Source organism: Streptomyces sp. NPDC008086 (genome assembly GCF_042957325.1).
Lineage (GTDB): Bacteria > Actinomycetota > Actinomycetes > Streptomycetales > Streptomycetaceae > Streptomyces.
Window position 1 is genome coordinate 180,104 of the sequence record NZ_JBIBIA010000005.1, and the last position, 16,285, is coordinate 196,388.

Consider the following 16,285-nt stretch of genomic DNA (forward strand, 5'->3'; position numbering starts at 1 on the left):
CCCCCCGGTGCGGTTCCCCCGACGCGCTTCATGCTACTGAAAGGCGAAGCCTTTCGGTTTCCTCAGTTTCCGCGTGCGTTCAATGAGGCCAAATAGGCGTTGTACGCCTCGAGTTCCTTGTCGCCGTCCCGGTCGGCGGCCCGGTCCGTGCGCCGGGCCTGCCGCTGCTCCGAGCGGTACCACTGGAACAGCAGGGCGATCAGCACCAGCACGGACGGAATCTCACTGAACGCCCAGGCGATACCACCGGCCGCGTTCTGGTCGGAGAGCGCCTCGATACCGAGCGAGCCGGGCGGGTTCTTGAACGTCTCGACCATCGGCTCCGACGCCATCATCAACGCGATCCCGAAGAACGCGTGGAACGGCATCCCCGCGAACAGCTCCAGCATCCGCATCAGATACCCCGGCCGGTGCGGACCCGGGTCCACGCCGATGATCGGCCAGAAGAACACCACGCCCACCGCGAGGAAGTGCACCATCATCGCGATGTGCCCCGTCTTGGAGCCCATCAGGAAGTCGAAGAGCGGCGTGAAGTACAGCGCGTAGAGGCTGGCGATGAACAGCGGGATCGTGAACGCCGGATGCGTGATGATCCGCATGTACCGGCTGTGCAGCAGAGCCAGCAGCAGTTCCCGGGGCCCCTTGCGTCCGCGCCCCGCCGGTGGCATCGCCCGCAGGGCCAGGGTGATCGGGGCGCCGAGCAGGATCAGGATCGGCGACAGCATGCTGATCACCATGTGCTGCACCATGTGCACGCTGAACATGACCATGCCGTAGTCGTTCAGCCCGGTGCACATGACGAGCATCACGGTCAGCACCCCGGTGACATACGAGACCGTCCGCCCCACGGACCACGCGTCCCCCCGCCGCCGCAGCCGCACGACCCCCCAGGCGTACAGCGCGAGCGCCACCAGACAGGCGACGAGGAAGAACGGGTCGGCCGACCACTGAAGACCCCGTCCCAGCGTGAACGGCGGCAGATCCATGGTCATGCCGTGCCCGCTGTGATCCATTCCGACGGCTCCTGATTCGTGGGGGTTGTGCAAGTCTGTCCGCACACAGACTAGAACTGCCCCCGGCCGAGTTCTCGACCGGGGGCAGCTGCATCGCCCAGGGGCGCGGGGCTGTATCGATGTGCGGCTCCGCCGCGTGGGCGCGACAAGCCACGAACCACCCGCAGACTGCTGACAACCTGCGGTCCTGCGGCGAGGCTCAGAGCACGCACTCAGCCTCTTCGTACCGGTCCGCCGGGACCGTCTTCAATGTCTCCACGGCCTCCGCGAGCGGCACCATCACGATGTCCGTGCCCCGCAGCGCCGTCATGTGTCCGAACTCGCCCCGGTGCACGGCCTCCACCGCGTGCCAGCCGAAACGGGTCGCCAGCACCCGGTCGTACGCGGTCGGCGTACCGCCCCGCTGCACATGCCCCAGGATGACCGGCCGTGCCTCCTTGCCGAGCCGCTGCTCCAGCTCGATCGACAGCTGCCGGGCGATCCCGGCGAAGCGCTCATGGCCGTAGATGTCCTTGCCGCCCTCGTCGAACTCCATGGAGCCCGGCATCGGCTTGGCGCCCTCGGCCGCCACGACGATCGCGAAGCGCTTGCCGGCGTCGAACCGCTCGCCGACCCGACGGGCCAACTCCTCGATGTCGAAGGGGCGTTCCGGTACGACGATGGCGTGCGCGCCGGCCGCCATCCCGGAGTGCAGCGCGATCCAGCCGGTGTGGCGGCCCATGACCTCGACGACGAGGACCCGCTGGTGGGACTCGGCGGTGGTCTTGAGCCGGTCCAGGGCCTCGGTGGCCACCCCCACGGCCGTGTCGAAACCGAAGGTGACGTCGGTGACCGCGATGTCGTTGTCGATGGTCTTCGGGACCCCCACCACGGGCAGGCCGCTGTCGGACATGAGCCGGGCCGCCTTGAGCGTGCCCTCGCCGCCGATCGGGATGATCGCGTCGAGGCCGAGCTCCGCGACATGGCCCTTGGCCCGCTCCACGCCGTCGCGCAGATGGGAGGGCTGGACCCGAGAGGAACCGAGGATCGTGCCGCCGCGGGCGAGGATGCCCCCCACCGCGTCGAGGTCGAGCTTGAGGTAGTCGCACTCCAGGAGGCCCTTCCAGCCGTCCCGGAAGCCGATGACCTCGTCGCCGTGGTCCACGACGGCGCGGTGCACGACGGACCGGATGACGGCGTTCAGGCCGGGGCAGTCGCCGCCGGACGTGAGGACACCAATGCGCATAGCCCGGAATACCTTCTCAACGTGGGCCGGGACCGGACCACGTTGTCCGGCTCGAATCCCCGCCACCCTAGCGGCATCAGGGGGCGGGGCCGAACCGTGCGTCCGCCTGCTGGACGACCCCGCTCACCTGTGCGGACGGGCCGTCAGACGGGCTGCGCGACAGCGCTCACGCGGGCTGCTGCGCGGACGCGATCCGCTCGTTGCGAAGCGCCTCGTACCACCGGTCGTCGGTCGGCGGCAGCGCGTTCACGTCGAGCGCAAGCTTCAGCAGGTGGTCCGCGATCAGCGGGTTGCGGGCCAGCACCGGGCCGTGCATGTACGTACCGAAGACGGTGTCGTTGTACGCGCCCTCCGTGCCGTCACCGGTTCCGTTGCCGTTGCCGAGGCGGACCTGGGCGAAGGGGCGGGCGGTGGGGCCGAGGTGGGTGACGCCCTGGTGGTTCTCGAAGCCGGTCAGCGGGGGCAGGCCGAGCCTCGGGTCGATGTCCCCGAGGACGTCGCCGACGCACCGCTCGCCCTCACCACGGACGGACACCACGTCGATCAGCCCGAGGCCGGGCTCACGCTGACCGAGGTCGTTGATGAACTCGTGGCCGAGGATCTGGTAGCCGGCGCACACCGAGAACACGATCGCGCCGTTCTCCACGGCCCGGTGCAGACCGCCGTCCCGGCGCAGCCGCTCGGCCGCGAGCCGCTGCGGACGGTCCTCGCCGCCGCCGATCAGGTAGATGTCGCCGGAGGTCGGGATCGGCTGGTCGCTGCGCACGTCGAGGCGGGCCACGTCGAGGCCGCGCTGGCGGGCACGGCGCTCCACGACGAGGACGTTGCCCTGGTCGCCGTAGGTGCTGAGCAGGTCCGGGTAGATCCAGACGACCCGCAGTTGGTTGTCGCTCACTTAAGTCCCCTGAAGTCTCTTGGCTCAGTTGCCGACGCGGCGGCGCAGGTCCTGGAACGCGGTGTAGTTGGCGATGACCTCGATCCGGCCCGGCGGGCACAGCTGCACCGCCTGGTCGAGGTTCTCGCACACCTGGAACTGCTGGTTCGCGACCTCCAGACGCACCGCGAGGTCGAGCTTGCGGTCGCCGATGACACAGATCGGGTGCCCGGACAGCCGCGTGTAGTCGACGTCCCACAGCCAGGAGGTGTCGGTGCCGTCGGCGCCGCGCGCGTTCACGGAGAGGATCACCGGGGTCGGCGGCGGGTCGATCAGGGAGAACGTCTCCAGCCAGCCGGCCGGGTTCTTGGCGAGCAGCAGCCGCAGGTCCCGCCCCTCGAACTGCACGACGTCGTAGCGTCCCGCGACGGCCTGCACCTGGTACATCCGCTCCAGGGCGACCTGCGGCGGCACCCCGAACACGGCGGCGACGGCTGCCGAAGACGCGGCGTTGGCCTTGTTGGCACGCCCGGGCAGCTGGAGATGGATGGGCCAGGCGGACCCGTGCGGGTCGAGCACATGGTCACCGGAGAGCGCCCAGCTCGGGGTGGGCCGCCGGAAGCCGCACTCACCGCAGAACCAGTCGTCGCCGGGCCGCTGCATCACACCGCCGCACGACGGGCAGGACCAGGCGTCGTCCTTCCACATCTGCCCGGCGGCGACCCAGATCACGTTCGGCGACGAGGACGCCGCCCACACGACCAGCGGGTCGTCGGCGTTGGCCACGATCACGGCCTTCGAACCCGCGAGGCCCTCGCGCCAGTTCTCGGCCAGCATCCGCGTCTCGGCGGCGCGGTCCAGCTGGTCGCGGGAGAGGTTGAGCAGCGCGATGCACTTGGGGTCGGTGTCCCGCGCGACGCCGGCGAGGTACTTCTCGTCGACCTCGATGACGCCGTAGCGCGCCTCCCCGCTGCCCGCGAGCGCCGAGGTGATGCCGGCCGGCATGTTGGCGCCGAGCGCGTTGGACACGACCGGGCCGGCGGCCCGCAGCGCCTCCGCGATGAGCCGGGTCGTGGTCGTCTTGCCGTTGGTCGCGGAGACGAGGACCACGTCCAGGTTCTGCGCGAGCCTGGCGAGGAGGTCGGGGTCGAGCTTGAGCGCCACCCGGCCGCCGATCACCGAACCGCTGCCGCGCCCCGCGGCGCGAGATGCCGCTGCGACCGCCTTGCCCGCGGTCACGGCGATCTTGGCCCGCGGCGTGAGCGGGTCCGAGTTGCCTGCCATCAGTTCTCGATCCTCCTTGCGTACGCGCCGCGCCTGAAGCCCTACGGCAACGTGGTGGTGGTCAGCCTATCGAGATCCATTCGCACTCCCGAACCGCCGTACCCTTGCGGCCATGCGGAACGCCTCCATTCCGGGCGCGCACGGGCGCGTCCGTCCCCTCACCCTGCTCGGCGACCCGGTGCTGCACGCACCCTGCGCGCAGGTCACCGACTTCGGCCCCGAACTGGCGACGCTGGTGGAGGACTTGTTCACGACGATGTACGCGGCCCAGGGCGTGGGCCTCGCCGCGAACCAGGTGGGCGAGTCGCTGCGGGTGTTCGTGTACGACTGCCCCGACGACGAGGACGTACGACACCTCGGTCATGTGGTGAACCCCCGGTTGGTGGAGACGGACGGGGTGGTGATCCGGGGCCCGGAGGGCTGCCTGTCCCTGCCGGGCCTGGAGGCGGGGACGGAACGGTACGACCATGCGGTGGTCGAGGGATTCACGGTGACGGGCGAGCCGGTCACGATCCATGGGACCGGGTTCTTCGCGAGGTGCTTGCAGCATGAGTGCGACCACTTGGAGGGGAAGGTGTACGCGGACCGCGTTGGCGGATGGCGCCACCGCCGTCTCATGCGTCAGGTGGCTCGGGCTTCCTGGCGCCGGTGACTGCGGTGCCGTCAGGGGCGCGGGGAACTGCGCGACCAGCCCCCGCAGACCCGCACCCGAACCACGGCCTTCAGAACCCCGGACCACCCATCTTGTCCCCGGCGGCAGCCAACCGTCCCCACAACAGGTCGGCCAGACTCCCCACCAACTCCGCCCGCGAACAAGGCCGTTCCCCGAGCCACCAGTCCCCGGCCGCATGCATCATCCCGACTATCCCGTGCCCCCACACCCGGGCGAGCTGCTGACTGCCAGGCCCGAGATCCAACCGCTCCTCGATCACGGTGGCCAGCTCCTCGCCCATCGTGCGCAGCAACGGCATCGAGTGCTTGCCGACGTCGAACCCCTGATCCGCCGTCTGACCACCCTCCGTCGGATGCATCAGGAACCGGTACACCTGAGGGCGGGCCTCGATCGCCGCGAGGTAGGTGTCCAGCGTCGACTCGACCCGCTCCCGCCGGTCCGCGGGAGCGTCGAGCGCGGCCCGCAACGAGTCCAGCAGCGCATCCGTGTGCCGCTTGGCCAACGCCGCGTAAAGTCCGCTCTTGTCGCCGAAGTGCCGGTACAGAATCGGCTTCGTGATCCCCGCCTCCGCGGCGATGGCGTTCATCGAGGCCTGCGGTCCGTCGCGCAGCACCACCCGGTCGGCGGCCTCCAGCAGCTCACGCCGACGGCGGTCGGCGGATCGTTGCTGATCGGTCCGCTGCGTGGTGTCCATTCGTTCTCCCCACCCGTGCTCAATCGATGACGCCTGCGCAAACTAACACTCAACATGCTCCATCCATCGAATGGGCGGTCGATGAGTCATCGGGAGTTGACTTTACCTACTAGCCAGTAACAAACTAGGGTTACCGCTAGTAACACGCACGTACCGCCGCTGGAGGGGACATGGCCGAGTTCACCATGGAGCTCAACGACGAACAGAAGGAGGTCCGGGACTGGCTGCACGGCTTCGCGGCCGACGTGATCCGCCCCGCGGCCGCCGAATGGGACGAGCGTGAGGAGACTCCCTGGCCGGTCATCCAGGAGGCCGCGAAGGTCGGCATCTACTCCCTCGACTTCTACGCCCAGCAGTACTTCGACCAGACCGGCCTCGGCATACCGATGGCCATGGAGGAACTGTTCTGGGGCGACGCCGGCATCGCCCTGTCGATCGTCGGCACCGGCCTCGCCGCCGTGGGCGTCCTCGCCAACGGCACCGAGGAGCAGATCGGCACCTGGGTGCCCCAGATGTACGGCGACGCGGGCGATGTCAAGCTCGCCGCGTTCTGCTCCTCCGAACCCGACGCCGGGTCCGACGTGGCCTCGATGCGTACGCGTGCCGTGTACGACGAGGCCAAGGACGAGTGGGTGATCAACGGCACGAAGACCTGGGCGACCAACGGCGGCATCGCCAACGTCCACGTGGTCGTCGCGGTCGTCGACCCCGACCTCGGCTCCAAGGGGCACGCCTCCTTCATCATCCCGCCGAACACGCCGGGCCTGGCCCAGGGGCAGAAGTTCAAGAAGCACGGCATCCGCGCCTCGCACACCGCCGAGGTCATCCTGGACAACGTGCGGGTGCCGGGCTCCTGCCTGCTGGGCGGCAAGGAGAAGCTGGACGAGAGGCTGGCGCGGGCGCGTGAGCGGGCCAGGGCGGCGGGCGGGGGCGAGCGCGTGAAGAACGCGGCGATGGCCACGTTCGAGGCCTCACGGCCGGCCGTCGGTGCGATGGCCGTCGGCACGGCCCGTGCCGCGTACGAGGTCGCCCTCGACTACGCGATGACCCGTGAGCAGTTCGGACGGCCCATCATCGACAACCAGGGCGTGGCCTTCCAGCTGGCCGAGATGCGGACCCAGATCGATGCCGCGCGGCTGCTGGTGTGGCGTGCTTCCTGGATGGCGATCAACGGGAAGCCGTTCACGGCGGCCGAGGGCTCGATGTCGAAGCTCTTCGCGAGCGAGACGGCGAAGAAGGTCACGGCCCAGGCGATACAGATCCTCGGTGGCAACGGCTACACACGGGAGTACCCCGTGGAGCGGATGCACCGCGACAGCGCGATCTACACGATCTTCGAGGGGACGAGTGAGATCCAGCGGCTGGTGATCGCCCGTACGTTGTCGGGGATGCCGATCCGGTAGCGCCGTGGGGGTTTCTGCGCGAAGCGGGCTGCGGGTCTTCCGTGGTTGCTCGCGCAGTTCCCCGCGCCCCTCGAGGTCGGCATCCGCAACCCACTCAAGGGGCGCGGGGAACTGCGCGACCAGCCACGACGTACCGGCAGACGGGTCCGAACCGCCATCTCTACGGCGCGGTCCCGCTGCTGTGCGCGATGCACGCCACGTCGATCCGGTCCGCGAGCTTCGCCAGTTCGATGGTCAGCGCCGCCACCGTGTCCTCGTCGAGCCCGTCCTCCCCGGCCTCGACGAGGTGCAGCCACCGTCCACCCACGGTTCGCAGCAGCTTGCTCACATCGGCGGCAGCCACCTGCAGGGTCCCGCGGTCGTCGACGATCAGCGGCAGAGTAACTTCGCGGTTCACACCCGGGATCGTAGCCGCGCGGCGCTCACGCACCCTGCCAAACCGTAGTGATGTTGCAGAACTCGCGGATTCCGTGCCCGGACAGCTCACGCCCGTAACCGGACCGCTTTACTCCGCCAAACGGGAACGCCGGATGGGACGCCGTCATTCCGTTGACGTACACACTTCCGGCCTCCAGATCCCGGACGAACCGGTCGACGTCGGCCTCGTCCCGCGTCCATACGTTCGAACTCAGCCCGAACGGCGAGTCGTTCGCGATGAGCACCGCCTCGTCCAGGTCACTCGCCCGGTACAGCGTGGCGACCGGCCCGAAGGCCTCCTCGCGGTGGATGCGCATCTCGCGGGTGATGTCGGCGAGCACGGTGGGCGGGTAGTACCAGCCGGGCAGCTCGGGCCGGCGCAACTCGTGGCCGCCGCACAGGACCGTCGCGCCGGCCCGCTTGGCGTCGTCGACCAGTTCCTCCAGGTCCGTACGGCCCTGTTCGCTGGAGAGCGGGCCGACGTCCGTCTCGTCCAGCATCGGGTCGCCGACCTTCAGCGCCTTCATGCCCTCGACGAACCGTTCGGCGAAGGCGTCGTAGACGTCCGTGTGCACGATGAACCGCTTGGCGGCGATGCACGACTGACCGGTGTTCTGCACGCGCGCGGTCACCGCGACCTGCGCGGCCCGGTCCAGGTCGGCCGACGGCATGACGACGTACGGGTCGCTGCCGCCCAGCTCCAGCACCGTCTTCTTGATCATCTCCCCGGCGGTGGAGGCGACAGCGCGGCCGGCCGGCTCGCTGCCGGTCAGCGTGGCCGCCTTGACGCGTTCGTCGCGCAGGATCTCGTCGACCTGCCCGGAGCCGACGAGCAGGGTCTGGAAGCAGCCCTCGGTGTAGCCCGCGCGGTGGAACAGGTCCTCCAGGTAGAGGGCGGTCTGGGGGACGTTCGAAGCGTGCTTGAGGAGACCGACGTTGCCGGCCATCAGCGCCGGCGCCGCGAAGCGGATCACCTGCCAGAGGGGGAAGTTCCACGGCATGACCGCGAGCACCGGACCCAGCGGCCGGTACCGCACCCGGACGCGTGCGGCGCCGGAGTCCTTCACGTCCGCGTCGGGCGGCTCCTCGTCGGCGAGCAGTTCCTCGGCCCGGTCGGCGTACCAGCGCATCGCCTTGGCGCACTTGGCGACCTCGGCGCGGGACTGCTTGATGGGCTTGCCCATCTCGGTCGTCATCATCCGGGCGACGTCCTGCTGGTCCTCCTCCAGGAGACTCGCCGCCTGGAGCAGCAGACGAGCCCGGTCGACGAAGCCGGTCGTCCGGTACGTGCGGAACGTGGCCTCGGCGAGCTGGAGCCTGCGCTCGATCTCCTCGGCGCCCATGGCCTCGTACGTCTTGAGCGTCTCGCCGTTCGCCGGGTTCACCGTCGCGATGGGCATGACCGACCTCCTGGAAGCGGGCTGATGCTTCGACCTTCCCGCGCGGCGGTGGCTACCGCAACGCGTGTACGGCCGCTCAGGCCGAGTGCTCCGCCAGCCGGTCGAGAAACGTCGCCTGGGCCTTGACGATCACCTCGCGCGCCCGCTCGACGCCCAGCCACTCCACCCGGTCCAGCTCCGGGAACTCCTGGGTCCGTCCCGAGCGCGGCGGCCACTCCATGACGAACGTTCCGAACGTCGCCGTCCCCGGATCGAGGTCGGCCTCCACCGCCCACACCGTGACGGTCTTGCCGCCGGCCTGTCTCACCTCGCCGAGCGGTACGGCCTCCCCGTCGGGCGGCGCCAGCCCCAGCTCCTCCCGGAACTCACGGCGGGCCGCCTCCCAGGCGGGCTCGTCGGGCTCGTACTCGCCCTTCGGGACCGTCCACGCCCCGGCGTCCCTCTTGGCGAAGAACGGGCCGCCCATGTGCCCGAGCAACACCTCCAGGCCGTCATCGGTGCGGCGGAAGAGGAGCAGACCGGCGCTGTGCCTACCCCGCGACGACGTCATGGCTTCACCTCCGGGTGGGCGGCGAGCAGCGTCTCGACCGTGTCGGCCTCCTCCGGCCGCTTGTCCTCGCGATAACGGACCACGCGGGCGAAGCGGAGCGTCACACCGGCCGGGTAACGGGTGGAGCGCTGAAGGCCGTCGTAGGCGATCTCGACGACGAGTTCGGGGCGTACGGTCACACCCCAGCTCTTGGTCTCCACGGCCAGTTCCTGGAGCCGCTCGGTCTGCCAGGTCAGCAGGGCGTCGGTCATCCCCTTGAACGTCTTGCCGAGCATGGCGAAGCCGCCGTCCGCCGTGCGGGCCCCGAGGTGCAGGTTGGAGAGCTTGCCGGTCCTGCGGCCGTGGCCCCACTCGGCGGCCAGCACCACCAGGTCCAGGGTGTGGACGGGCTTGACCTTCAGCCAGGACGCGCCTCGGCGGCCCGCGCTGTAGGAGGCGTCGAGGGCCTTGACGACGACGCCCTCGTGGCCGCGCTCCAGGGTCTCGGCGAGGAAGCCCTCGGCCCGCGCGAGGTCGTCGGGGCCGGACACCTGGGTGCGGCGCACCCGCATCGGCTCGGGGACCAGCCGGGCCAGCTCCGCGTGCCGTTCGGTGAACGGCAGGTCGAGCAGGTCGTGGCCGTCGACGGACAGGGCGTCGAAGAAGACGGGGGAGACGGGGACCTCTCTCGCGGCCGTCGCCACGTCCACGCGGGAGCCGACGCGGCCGGCGGTCTCCTGGAAGGAGCGGGGCCGGCCCGCGGCGTCGAAGGCGATGACCTCGCCGTCCAGGATGAAACGCTCGCCCCTCAACTCCAGTGCGGTGGCGGTGAGTTCGGGAAGGCGGTCGGTGATGTCGTCCAGGGTGCGGGTGTAGATCCGTACGGTGTCGCCGTCGCGGTGCAGCTGGACGCGGATGCCGTCCAGCTTCTCCTCGACCGCGCAGACCCCGAGTTTCTCGACCGCCTCCGCCACCGACGAGGCGCTGTGCGCCAGCATCGGCAGCACCGGGCGGCCGACGGTGAGCCGGAAGCGGGCGAGTGCGGCGGGGCCCTCGGCGAGCAGGGCCTCGGCCACCGCCTGGAGCGACCCGGCGAGCATCACCGCTCGGCGTACGTCCGCCGGCGGCGCCTCGGTCGCCTGGGCCAGGCCCTCGACCGCCACGGCGTCCAGGGCGCCCTGCCGGACCTCGCCGGTGATCAGGCCGAACAGGAAGCGCTGCTCGTTCTCCGTGGCCGCGCCCATCAACTCGCCCACCAGACGGGTGCGTTCCGCCTGGGATCCGGTGCCGGTCACCTTGCCCAGCTCCGTGAGGCGGGTGTCCACCTCGGCCACCGTGAGGGTGGGCTCGGTGGCCGGGGCGACCGGGCGGCTCAGTACCTTCCAGCCGATGCCCAGGCGGCCCTGGGGGAGGCGTCCCGCCAGGTAGGGGATGACGATCGGCACGTCGTCCGGCTCGGCGTCCCGGAAGAGTTCCGCCAGCAGGGCGGTCTTCCGGGAGCGGGCCGAGGTCGCGGCGATCTCCTGGGACACCTGGGCCAGTCGGGTCAGCAGCATGCAGCCATGGTGCGTCGCGCTCCGCCGGTTCACACGCCGACGAAGGCTGTCCTTTGTCCGCGGGCGCGTTGTGGCTGGTCGCGCCCACGCGGCGGAGCCGCATATCGGCACGGCCCCGCGCCCCTAGGGGGTTGCGTCGAGGTCGGCGAAGAGGAGCTCGCCGTTGATGAACGCCCCCGCCCGGTAGCCACCCGCTGCCGCGTTGACGACCTGCTCGGCGAAGGCCATCGCGTTGCCTACCGCCCAGACGCCCGGCACCGAGGTCAGTCCCGTCGGGTCGACCACCGGATATGCGCCGAAGGGGGTCTGCTGGAACTCGGCGCCGAGCTTCTCCAGGAGGCCGGTCTGCGGCACCGCGCGGGGTGCGACGAACAGGACCTCGCGTGCGTGCACCGTGCCGTCCGTCAGGCGTACGCCGGTCAGCCGGTCGTCCTCGATCACAAGCCCGGCCACCGCAACCGGGATGACCTTCACGCCCGCCGCCGCCAGCCTGCGCAGGTCGTCGTCCGAGAGGTCGGACTCGGGGACCTGGTGCAGGAAGAAGGTCACGTCCTTCGACCACTGCGACACCATGAGCGCCTGGTGGACGCTCATCGCGGTGGTCGCCAGCACGCCGAAGGCCTGGTCGCGGACCTCCCAGCCGTGGCAGTACGGGCAGTGCAGCACGTCACGGCCGAAGCGTTCGGCGACGCCGGGGACGTCGGGCAGCTCGTCCTTGAGGCCGGTGGCGACGACCAGGCGCCGGGCGTGGAGGTGCCGGCCGTCGGACAGGGTGACCGCGAAGTCCGCGCCGCGCTCGACGTCCACCACCCGGTCGCGGACCAGCTCCACGCCGTACCGTGCGATCTCCTCGCGTCCGACGGCCAGGAAGTCGGCGGGCGGCATGCCGTCCCGGGACAGGTAGCCCTGCATGTGGGCGGCGGGCGCGTTGCGGGGCTCGCCGGCATCCACGACCAGGGTGCGGCGCCGGGCGCGGCCCAGGACGAGGGCGGCGGACAGGCCCGCGGCGCCGCCTCCGACGACGATCACTTCGTACGCACCGGTGTTGTGCTCGGTCATGGTGACCACCTCCACCGAGACAGTCGCGCGGTCACCACCGCATTGACAAACACGTTTGCCGAAACTGCAATGGCAGGCATGAGTGAGGACGACGAGATGGACGCGGTGCTCGCGGAGGTCGGTCCACGGCTGCGCCGGATCCGCAAGGAGCGGGGTGCGACGCTGGCCGGGCTGTCGGAGGCGACCGGCATCTCGGTGAGCACGCTCTCCAGACTGGAGTCGGGGCTGCGCAAGCCCAGTCTGGAACTGCTGCTGCCGATCGCCCGAGCGCACGAGGTGGCGCTGGACGAACTGGTGGCCGCGCCCGCCGTGCGCGACCCCCGGGTGCGGGCCGAGCCGATCCGGCGGCACGGGCGCACGTACTGGCCGCTGACCCGGCAGCCCGGCGGTCTCCAGGCCTTCAAGGTGCTGGTGCCGCAGGAGAAGGTCGAGCCGGAACCGCGGACCCATGAGGGGTACGAGTGGCTGTATGTGATGGCGGGGAAGCTGAGGATGGTCCTGGGCGATCACGACATCGTGCTGACCGCGGGGGAGGCCGTCGAGTTCGACACCCGGGTCCCGCACTGGTTCGGGTCGACGGGGGAGGGGCCGGTGGAGTTCCTCAGCCTGTTCGGACCGCAGGGGGAGCGGATGCATGTGCGGGCGCGGCCCAAGCGGTCGTGACGCACCCGACTGTTGCCGAATGACGGTTCCCTGATGGCAAGCGACCGCTTAGTATGCGTAGCGACCCCGGTCAGACGAAGCAGTCCCGTGGAGGCACCGCATGCAGGCATGGCAAGTGCACGAGAACGGCGAGCCGAGCGAGGTGATGCGGCTCGACGACGTCGAGACGCCCACGCCCGGCGACGGCCAGGTCCTGCTGAAGGTGCGCGCCGCGAACATCAACTTCCCGGACGCGCTGCTGTGCCGGGGCCAGTACCAGGTCAGGCCGCCGCTGCCGTTCACGCCGGGCGTGGAGATCTGCGGCGAGACCGAGGACGGGCGCCGCGTCCTCGCCAACCCGGCGCTGCCGTACGGCGGCTTCGCCGAGTACGCCGTCGCGGACGCCGCCGCTCTCCTGCCCGCGCCCGAAGCGCTGGACGACGCCGAGGCCGCCGCCCTGCACATCGGCTACCAGACCGGCTGGTTCGGCCTCCACCGCCGGGCCGGTCTGGAAGCCGGCGAGACCCTGCTCGTCCACGCTGCCGCCGGAGGGGTCGGCAGCGCGGCCGTGCAGCTCGGGAAGGCCGCCGGCGCCACCGTCATCGGCGTCGTCGGCGGCTCCGAGAAGGCGGCCGTGGCCCGGGAACTGGGCTGCGACGTGGTGATCGACCGGCGTGGCGAGGACGTCATCGCCGCAGTCAAGGAGGCCACCGGCGGCCGGGGCGCCGACGTGATCTACGACCCCGTCGGCGGCGAGGCCTACGCACAGTCCGCCAAGGTCGTCGCCTTCGAGGGCCGGATCGTGGTCGTCGGCTTCGCCAGCGGCTCGATCCCCAGCCCGGCACTCAACCACGCCCTGGTGAAGAACTACTCGATCCTCGGCCTGCACTGGGGCCTGTACAACACCAAGAATCCGAAGCTGATCCAGCACTGCCACGAACAGCTCACCGAGCTGGCCGCCCGGGGCGCCATCAAACCGCTGGTCAGCGAGCGCGTCCCGCTGAGCGCTGCCGCGGCCGCAGTGCAGCGCGTCGCCGACGGCGTCACCACCGGCCGCGTCGCCGTGATCCCGGGACTCACCGAAGGAGGAGCGGCATGACCGACGCCACCGAACTGCGCCGCCGCACCGCGGAGCTGCTGGCCGCCCACCCGCCGGCCGGCACCGACCGACTGGACTTCCTGCGCGCCCGCTTCGACGCCGGCCTGGCCTGGGTGCACTACCCCGAGGGCCTCGGCGGACTCGGTGCGCCCCGCTCCCTCCAGGTCGTCGTGGACGCCGAGCTGGAGGCCGCGGGCGCGCCCGACAACGACCCCCGGCGCATCGGCATCGGCCTCGGCATGGCCGCCCCGACGATCCTCCAGTACGGCACCGAGGAGCAGAGGCGGCGCTATCTGCGGCCGCTGTGGACCGGCGAGGAGGTCTGGTGCCAGCTCTTCAGCGAGCCGGGCGCCGGATCCGACCTGGCCGCGCTGGGCACCCGGGCCGTACGGGAGGGTGACGACTGGGTCGTCAACGGACAGAAGGTGTGGACCTCCAGCGCGCACGTCGCCCGCTGGGCCATCCTCATCGCCCGCACCGACCCGGACGTGCCCAAGCACGCGGGCATCACCTACTTCCTGTGCGACATGACGGACCCGGGCGTCGAGGTCCGGCCGCTGCGCCAGATCACCGGTGAGGCCGAGTTCAACGAGGTCTTCCTCACCGACGTCCGCATCCCGGACTCGCGTCGCCTCGGCGCGATCGGCGACGGCTGGCGGGTCGCGCAGACCACGCTGAACAACGAACGCGTCGCGATAGGCGGCATGCGACTGCCCCGCGAGGGCGGCATGATCGGCCCGATCTCGAAGACGTGGCGCGAGCGCCCCGAACTGCGCACCCACGACCTGCACCAGCGGCTGCTGAAGCTGTGGGTCGAGGCCGAGGTTGCCCGCCTCACCGGCGAGCGGCTGCGCCAGCAGCTCGTCGCCGGCCAGCCCGGCCCCGAGGGCGCCGGCATGAAGCTCGCCTTCGCCCGGCTCAACCAGGAGATCAGCGGCCTGGAGGTCGAACTGCGCGGCGAGGAGGGCCTGTTGTACGACGACTGGACCATGCGCCGCCCGGAGCTCGTGGACTTCACCGGCCGCGACGCCGGCTACCGCTATCTGCGCTCCAAGGGCAACAGCATCGAGGGCGGGACCAGCGAGGTCCTGCTGAACATCGTCGCCGAGCGCGTCCTGGGCCTGCCCGCCGAGCCGCGCACCGACAAGGACGTCGCCTGGAAGGACCTCGCCCGATGACCGACCTGCTCTACTCGGAGGAGGAGGAAGCGCTGCGGGCCGCCGTACGCGACCTGCTCACCGACCACTGCGACGCGCCCGGCGTCATCGCCCGCACCGAGTCGGACACCCCGCACGACCTGGCCGCCTGGAAGGCCCTCGCCGACGGCATGGGCCTGGCCGGGCTGCTGATCCCGGAGGACAGGGGCGGCCAGGGCGCCACGCACCGCGAAGTCGCCGTCGTGCTCGAGGAGTTGGGGCGCGCGGTCGCTCCGGTGCCCTATCTGACCAGCGCCGTCGTGGCCACCGAGGCGCTGCTCGCCTGCGAGACCGACGCGGGCCTGCTCGCCGAGCTGGCGACCGGCCGGCGGATCGGCGCCCTCGCGGTCGCGCTGAACGTCGGACCGGGCGACGCCTACAAGGTCGTACGCCATGAAGACGGCCGTCTGCACGGGGAGTTGACCGGCGTCGCGGACGCGGCCGCCGCCGACGTGCTGCTCGTGCCCGCGGACGACGGCGGACTGTACGCGGTGGACGCCGACGCGGTGACCGTCACCCCGCGGGCGTCCCTGGACCTGACCCGTCCCGTGGCCACGGTCACCCTGGACGGTGCGCCCGGACGGCTGCTCGGCGACGCCGAACCCGCCGTGCGACGCGCCCTGCGCGCCGGGGCCGGACTGCTCGCGTCCGAGCAACTCGGGCTCGCCGACTGGACGTTGACCGAGACGGTCCGCTATCTGAAGGACCGCAAGCAGTTCAACCGGCCCGTCGGCGGCTTCCAGGCGCTCAAGCACCGGCTCGCCCAGCTGTGGCTGGAGGTCGTCAACCTGCGCGCGGCCGCGCGGGGCGCCGCCGACGCGCTGGCGACGGGCGAGGACGCCGACGTGGCGGTGGCGGTCGCGCAGTCCTACGCGGCGTCCGTCGCCGTGCACGCCGCCGAGGAGGCCGTGCAGCTGCACGGTGGTATCGGGATGACCTGGGAGCACCCCGCCCATCTCTACTTGAAGCGCGCCAAGGCCGACTCCATCGCCTACGGCACGGCGGGCGCCCACCGCGCCGCGCTGGCCGAACTCGTCGAGCTCCAGGCTCCCTGACGTACACCTGAGCGAAGCACACGGAAAGCCCGCCCGACCTGGGGCGGGCTTTTCCGTGTGCACGCCCGGGGTGAAGTGAACGGACGACGGCAGTCCGGCCAACTCACCGCACAGCCCTGCTGTTCGGGCCCTTCGGAACCGCATACTCACAGCGGTTCCGTCCGGC

16 protein-coding genes are annotated in these 16,285 nt (G+C 70.9%); 6 read left to right on the top strand and 10 right to left on the bottom strand.

Features of this window, described 5'->3' with window-relative positions:
• Window positions 1–62: 62 nt before the first annotated feature.
• The 4 genes from ACFZBP_RS18735 to ACFZBP_RS18750 all read right to left on the bottom strand — a co-directional run bounded on the left by ACFZBP_RS18735 (window position 63) and on the right by ACFZBP_RS18750 (window position 4,396).
• Window positions 63–1,013: a cytochrome c oxidase assembly protein gene (locus ACFZBP_RS18735; RefSeq protein WP_391414360.1), complete on the bottom strand. Its 951-nt coding sequence runs from the start codon at window positions 1,011–1,013 to the stop codon at window positions 63–65.
• 199 nt (window positions 1,014–1,212) lie between these two features.
• Window positions 1,213–2,238 carry a 6-phosphofructokinase gene (locus ACFZBP_RS18740; RefSeq protein ID WP_062722841.1) on the bottom strand — a complete coding sequence of 342 codons (1,026 nt, stop codon included), beginning with the start codon at window positions 2,236–2,238 and terminating at the stop codon, window positions 1,213–1,215.
• A 166-nt stretch (window positions 2,239–2,404) separates the two neighbouring features.
• Window positions 2,405–3,133, bottom strand: coding sequence for a type 1 glutamine amidotransferase (locus tag ACFZBP_RS18745; protein WP_383453779.1), 729 nt, complete (start codon window positions 3,131–3,133; stop codon window positions 2,405–2,407).
• A 24-nt stretch (window positions 3,134–3,157) separates the two neighbouring features.
• Window positions 3,158–4,396: a MurT ligase domain-containing protein gene (locus ACFZBP_RS18750; RefSeq protein ID WP_383453782.1), complete on the bottom strand. Its 1,239-nt coding sequence runs from the start codon at window positions 4,394–4,396 to the stop codon at window positions 3,158–3,160.
• A gap of 112 nt (window positions 4,397–4,508) precedes the next feature.
• Here ACFZBP_RS18750 and def point away from each other — a divergent pair, with 112 nt between their 5' ends.
• Window positions 4,509–5,048 (top strand): peptide deformylase, encoded by a 540-nt coding sequence (gene def, locus ACFZBP_RS18755; protein ID WP_391414363.1) that lies wholly within the window; start codon window positions 4,509–4,511, stop codon window positions 5,046–5,048.
• 70 nt (window positions 5,049–5,118) lie between these two features.
• On the opposite strand, the gene ACFZBP_RS18760 is transcribed toward def, so the two are convergent.
• On the bottom strand, window positions 5,119–5,763 hold the full coding sequence (locus ACFZBP_RS18760; RefSeq protein ID WP_383453788.1) for a TetR family transcriptional regulator: 645 nt from the start codon (window positions 5,761–5,763) through the stop codon (window positions 5,119–5,121).
• 170 nt (window positions 5,764–5,933) lie between these two features.
• Here ACFZBP_RS18760 and ACFZBP_RS18765 point away from each other — a divergent pair, with 170 nt between their 5' ends.
• Window positions 5,934–7,166, top strand: a complete 1,233-nt coding sequence (locus ACFZBP_RS18765; protein WP_383453791.1) for an acyl-CoA dehydrogenase family protein — start codon at window positions 5,934–5,936, stop codon at window positions 7,164–7,166.
• A gap of 160 nt (window positions 7,167–7,326) precedes the next feature.
• On the opposite strand, the gene ACFZBP_RS18770 is transcribed toward ACFZBP_RS18765, so the two are convergent.
• The 5 genes from ACFZBP_RS18770 to ACFZBP_RS18790 all read right to left on the bottom strand — a co-directional run bounded on the left by ACFZBP_RS18770 (window position 7,327) and on the right by ACFZBP_RS18790 (window position 12,127).
• Entirely contained in the window at window positions 7,327–7,563 is a 237-nt protein-coding gene (locus tag ACFZBP_RS18770; protein ID WP_126389501.1) for a DUF6213 family protein, read from the bottom strand.
• 25 nt (window positions 7,564–7,588) lie between these two features.
• Window positions 7,589–8,983 carry an NADP-dependent succinic semialdehyde dehydrogenase gene (locus ACFZBP_RS18775; protein WP_383453795.1) on the bottom strand — a complete coding sequence of 465 codons (1,395 nt, stop codon included), beginning with the start codon at window positions 8,981–8,983 and terminating at the stop codon, window positions 7,589–7,591.
• Between the two features lie 76 nt (window positions 8,984–9,059).
• Window positions 9,060–9,533, bottom strand: a complete 474-nt coding sequence (locus tag ACFZBP_RS18780; RefSeq protein ID WP_391414367.1) for an NUDIX domain-containing protein — start codon at window positions 9,531–9,533, stop codon at window positions 9,060–9,062.
• Window positions 9,530–11,068 (bottom strand): ATP-dependent DNA ligase, encoded by a 1,539-nt coding sequence (locus ACFZBP_RS18785; protein ID WP_391414369.1) that lies wholly within the window; start codon window positions 11,066–11,068, stop codon window positions 9,530–9,532. The genes ACFZBP_RS18780 and ACFZBP_RS18785 overlap by 4 nt, the downstream gene beginning before the upstream one ends.
• Window positions 11,069–11,191: 123 nt before the next feature.
• A complete protein-coding gene (locus ACFZBP_RS18790) occupies window positions 11,192–12,127 on the bottom strand; it encodes an FAD-dependent oxidoreductase (RefSeq protein WP_391414372.1) in 936 nt (311 codons plus the stop codon).
• A gap of 78 nt (window positions 12,128–12,205) precedes the next feature.
• Between ACFZBP_RS18790 and ACFZBP_RS18795 the strand changes: the two genes are divergently transcribed.
• The 4 genes from ACFZBP_RS18795 (at window position 12,206) to ACFZBP_RS18810 (ending at window position 16,119) form a co-directional block, all read left to right on the top strand.
• Complete coding sequence (locus ACFZBP_RS18795; RefSeq protein WP_383453807.1) at window positions 12,206–12,790, top strand: helix-turn-helix domain-containing protein; 585 nt, start codon at window positions 12,206–12,208, stop codon at window positions 12,788–12,790.
• A gap of 100 nt (window positions 12,791–12,890) precedes the next feature.
• Window positions 12,891–13,868: a zinc-binding dehydrogenase gene (locus tag ACFZBP_RS18800; RefSeq protein ID WP_391414374.1), complete on the top strand. Its 978-nt coding sequence runs from the start codon at window positions 12,891–12,893 to the stop codon at window positions 13,866–13,868.
• Window positions 13,865–15,046, top strand: a complete 1,182-nt coding sequence (locus ACFZBP_RS18805; protein WP_391414376.1) for an acyl-CoA dehydrogenase family protein — start codon at window positions 13,865–13,867, stop codon at window positions 15,044–15,046. Before ACFZBP_RS18800 ends, ACFZBP_RS18805 begins: the two co-directional genes overlap by 4 nt.
• The gene (locus ACFZBP_RS18810) at window positions 15,043–16,119 is read left to right on the top strand and encodes an acyl-CoA dehydrogenase family protein (RefSeq protein ID WP_391414378.1); all 1,077 of its coding nucleotides are present in this window, start codon (window positions 15,043–15,045) and stop codon (window positions 16,117–16,119) included. Before ACFZBP_RS18805 ends, ACFZBP_RS18810 begins: the two co-directional genes overlap by 4 nt.
• Window positions 16,120–16,285: the final 166 nt, after the last annotated feature.

Excerpts from the sequence above, each read along its gene's own strand:
- ACFZBP_RS18735 (WP_391414360.1), bottom strand. The coding sequence starts at position 1,013 with ATGGATCACAGCGGGCACGGCATGACCATGGATCTGCCGCCGTTCACG.
- ACFZBP_RS18740 (WP_062722841.1), bottom strand. The coding sequence starts at position 2,238 with ATGCGCATTGGTGTCCTCACGTCCGGCGGCGACTGCCCCGGCCTGAAC.
- ACFZBP_RS18750 (WP_383453782.1), bottom strand. The coding sequence starts at position 4,396 with ATGGCAGGCAACTCGGACCCGCTCACGCCGCGGGCCAAGATCGCCGTG.
- def (WP_391414363.1), top strand. The coding sequence starts at position 4,509 with ATGCGGAACGCCTCCATTCCGGGCGCGCACGGGCGCGTCCGTCCCCTC.
- ACFZBP_RS18760 (WP_383453788.1), bottom strand. The coding sequence starts at position 5,763 with ATGGACACCACGCAGCGGACCGATCAGCAACGATCCGCCGACCGCCGT.
- ACFZBP_RS18765 (WP_383453791.1), top strand. The coding sequence starts at position 5,934 with ATGGCCGAGTTCACCATGGAGCTCAACGACGAACAGAAGGAGGTCCGG.
- ACFZBP_RS18775 (WP_383453795.1), bottom strand. The coding sequence starts at position 8,983 with ATGCCCATCGCGACGGTGAACCCGGCGAACGGCGAGACGCTCAAGACG.
- ACFZBP_RS18780 (WP_391414367.1), bottom strand. The coding sequence starts at position 9,533 with ATGACGTCGTCGCGGGGTAGGCACAGCGCCGGTCTGCTCCTCTTCCGC.
- ACFZBP_RS18785 (WP_391414369.1), bottom strand. The coding sequence starts at position 11,068 with ATGCTGCTGACCCGACTGGCCCAGGTGTCCCAGGAGATCGCCGCGACC.
- ACFZBP_RS18790 (WP_391414372.1), bottom strand. The coding sequence starts at position 12,127 with ATGACCGAGCACAACACCGGTGCGTACGAAGTGATCGTCGTCGGAGGC.
- ACFZBP_RS18795 (WP_383453807.1), top strand. The coding sequence starts at position 12,206 with ATGAGTGAGGACGACGAGATGGACGCGGTGCTCGCGGAGGTCGGTCCA.
- ACFZBP_RS18800 (WP_391414374.1), top strand. The coding sequence starts at position 12,891 with ATGCAGGCATGGCAAGTGCACGAGAACGGCGAGCCGAGCGAGGTGATG.
- ACFZBP_RS18805 (WP_391414376.1), top strand. The coding sequence starts at position 13,865 with ATGACCGACGCCACCGAACTGCGCCGCCGCACCGCGGAGCTGCTGGCC.
- ACFZBP_RS18810 (WP_391414378.1), top strand. The coding sequence starts at position 15,043 with ATGACCGACCTGCTCTACTCGGAGGAGGAGGAAGCGCTGCGGGCCGCC.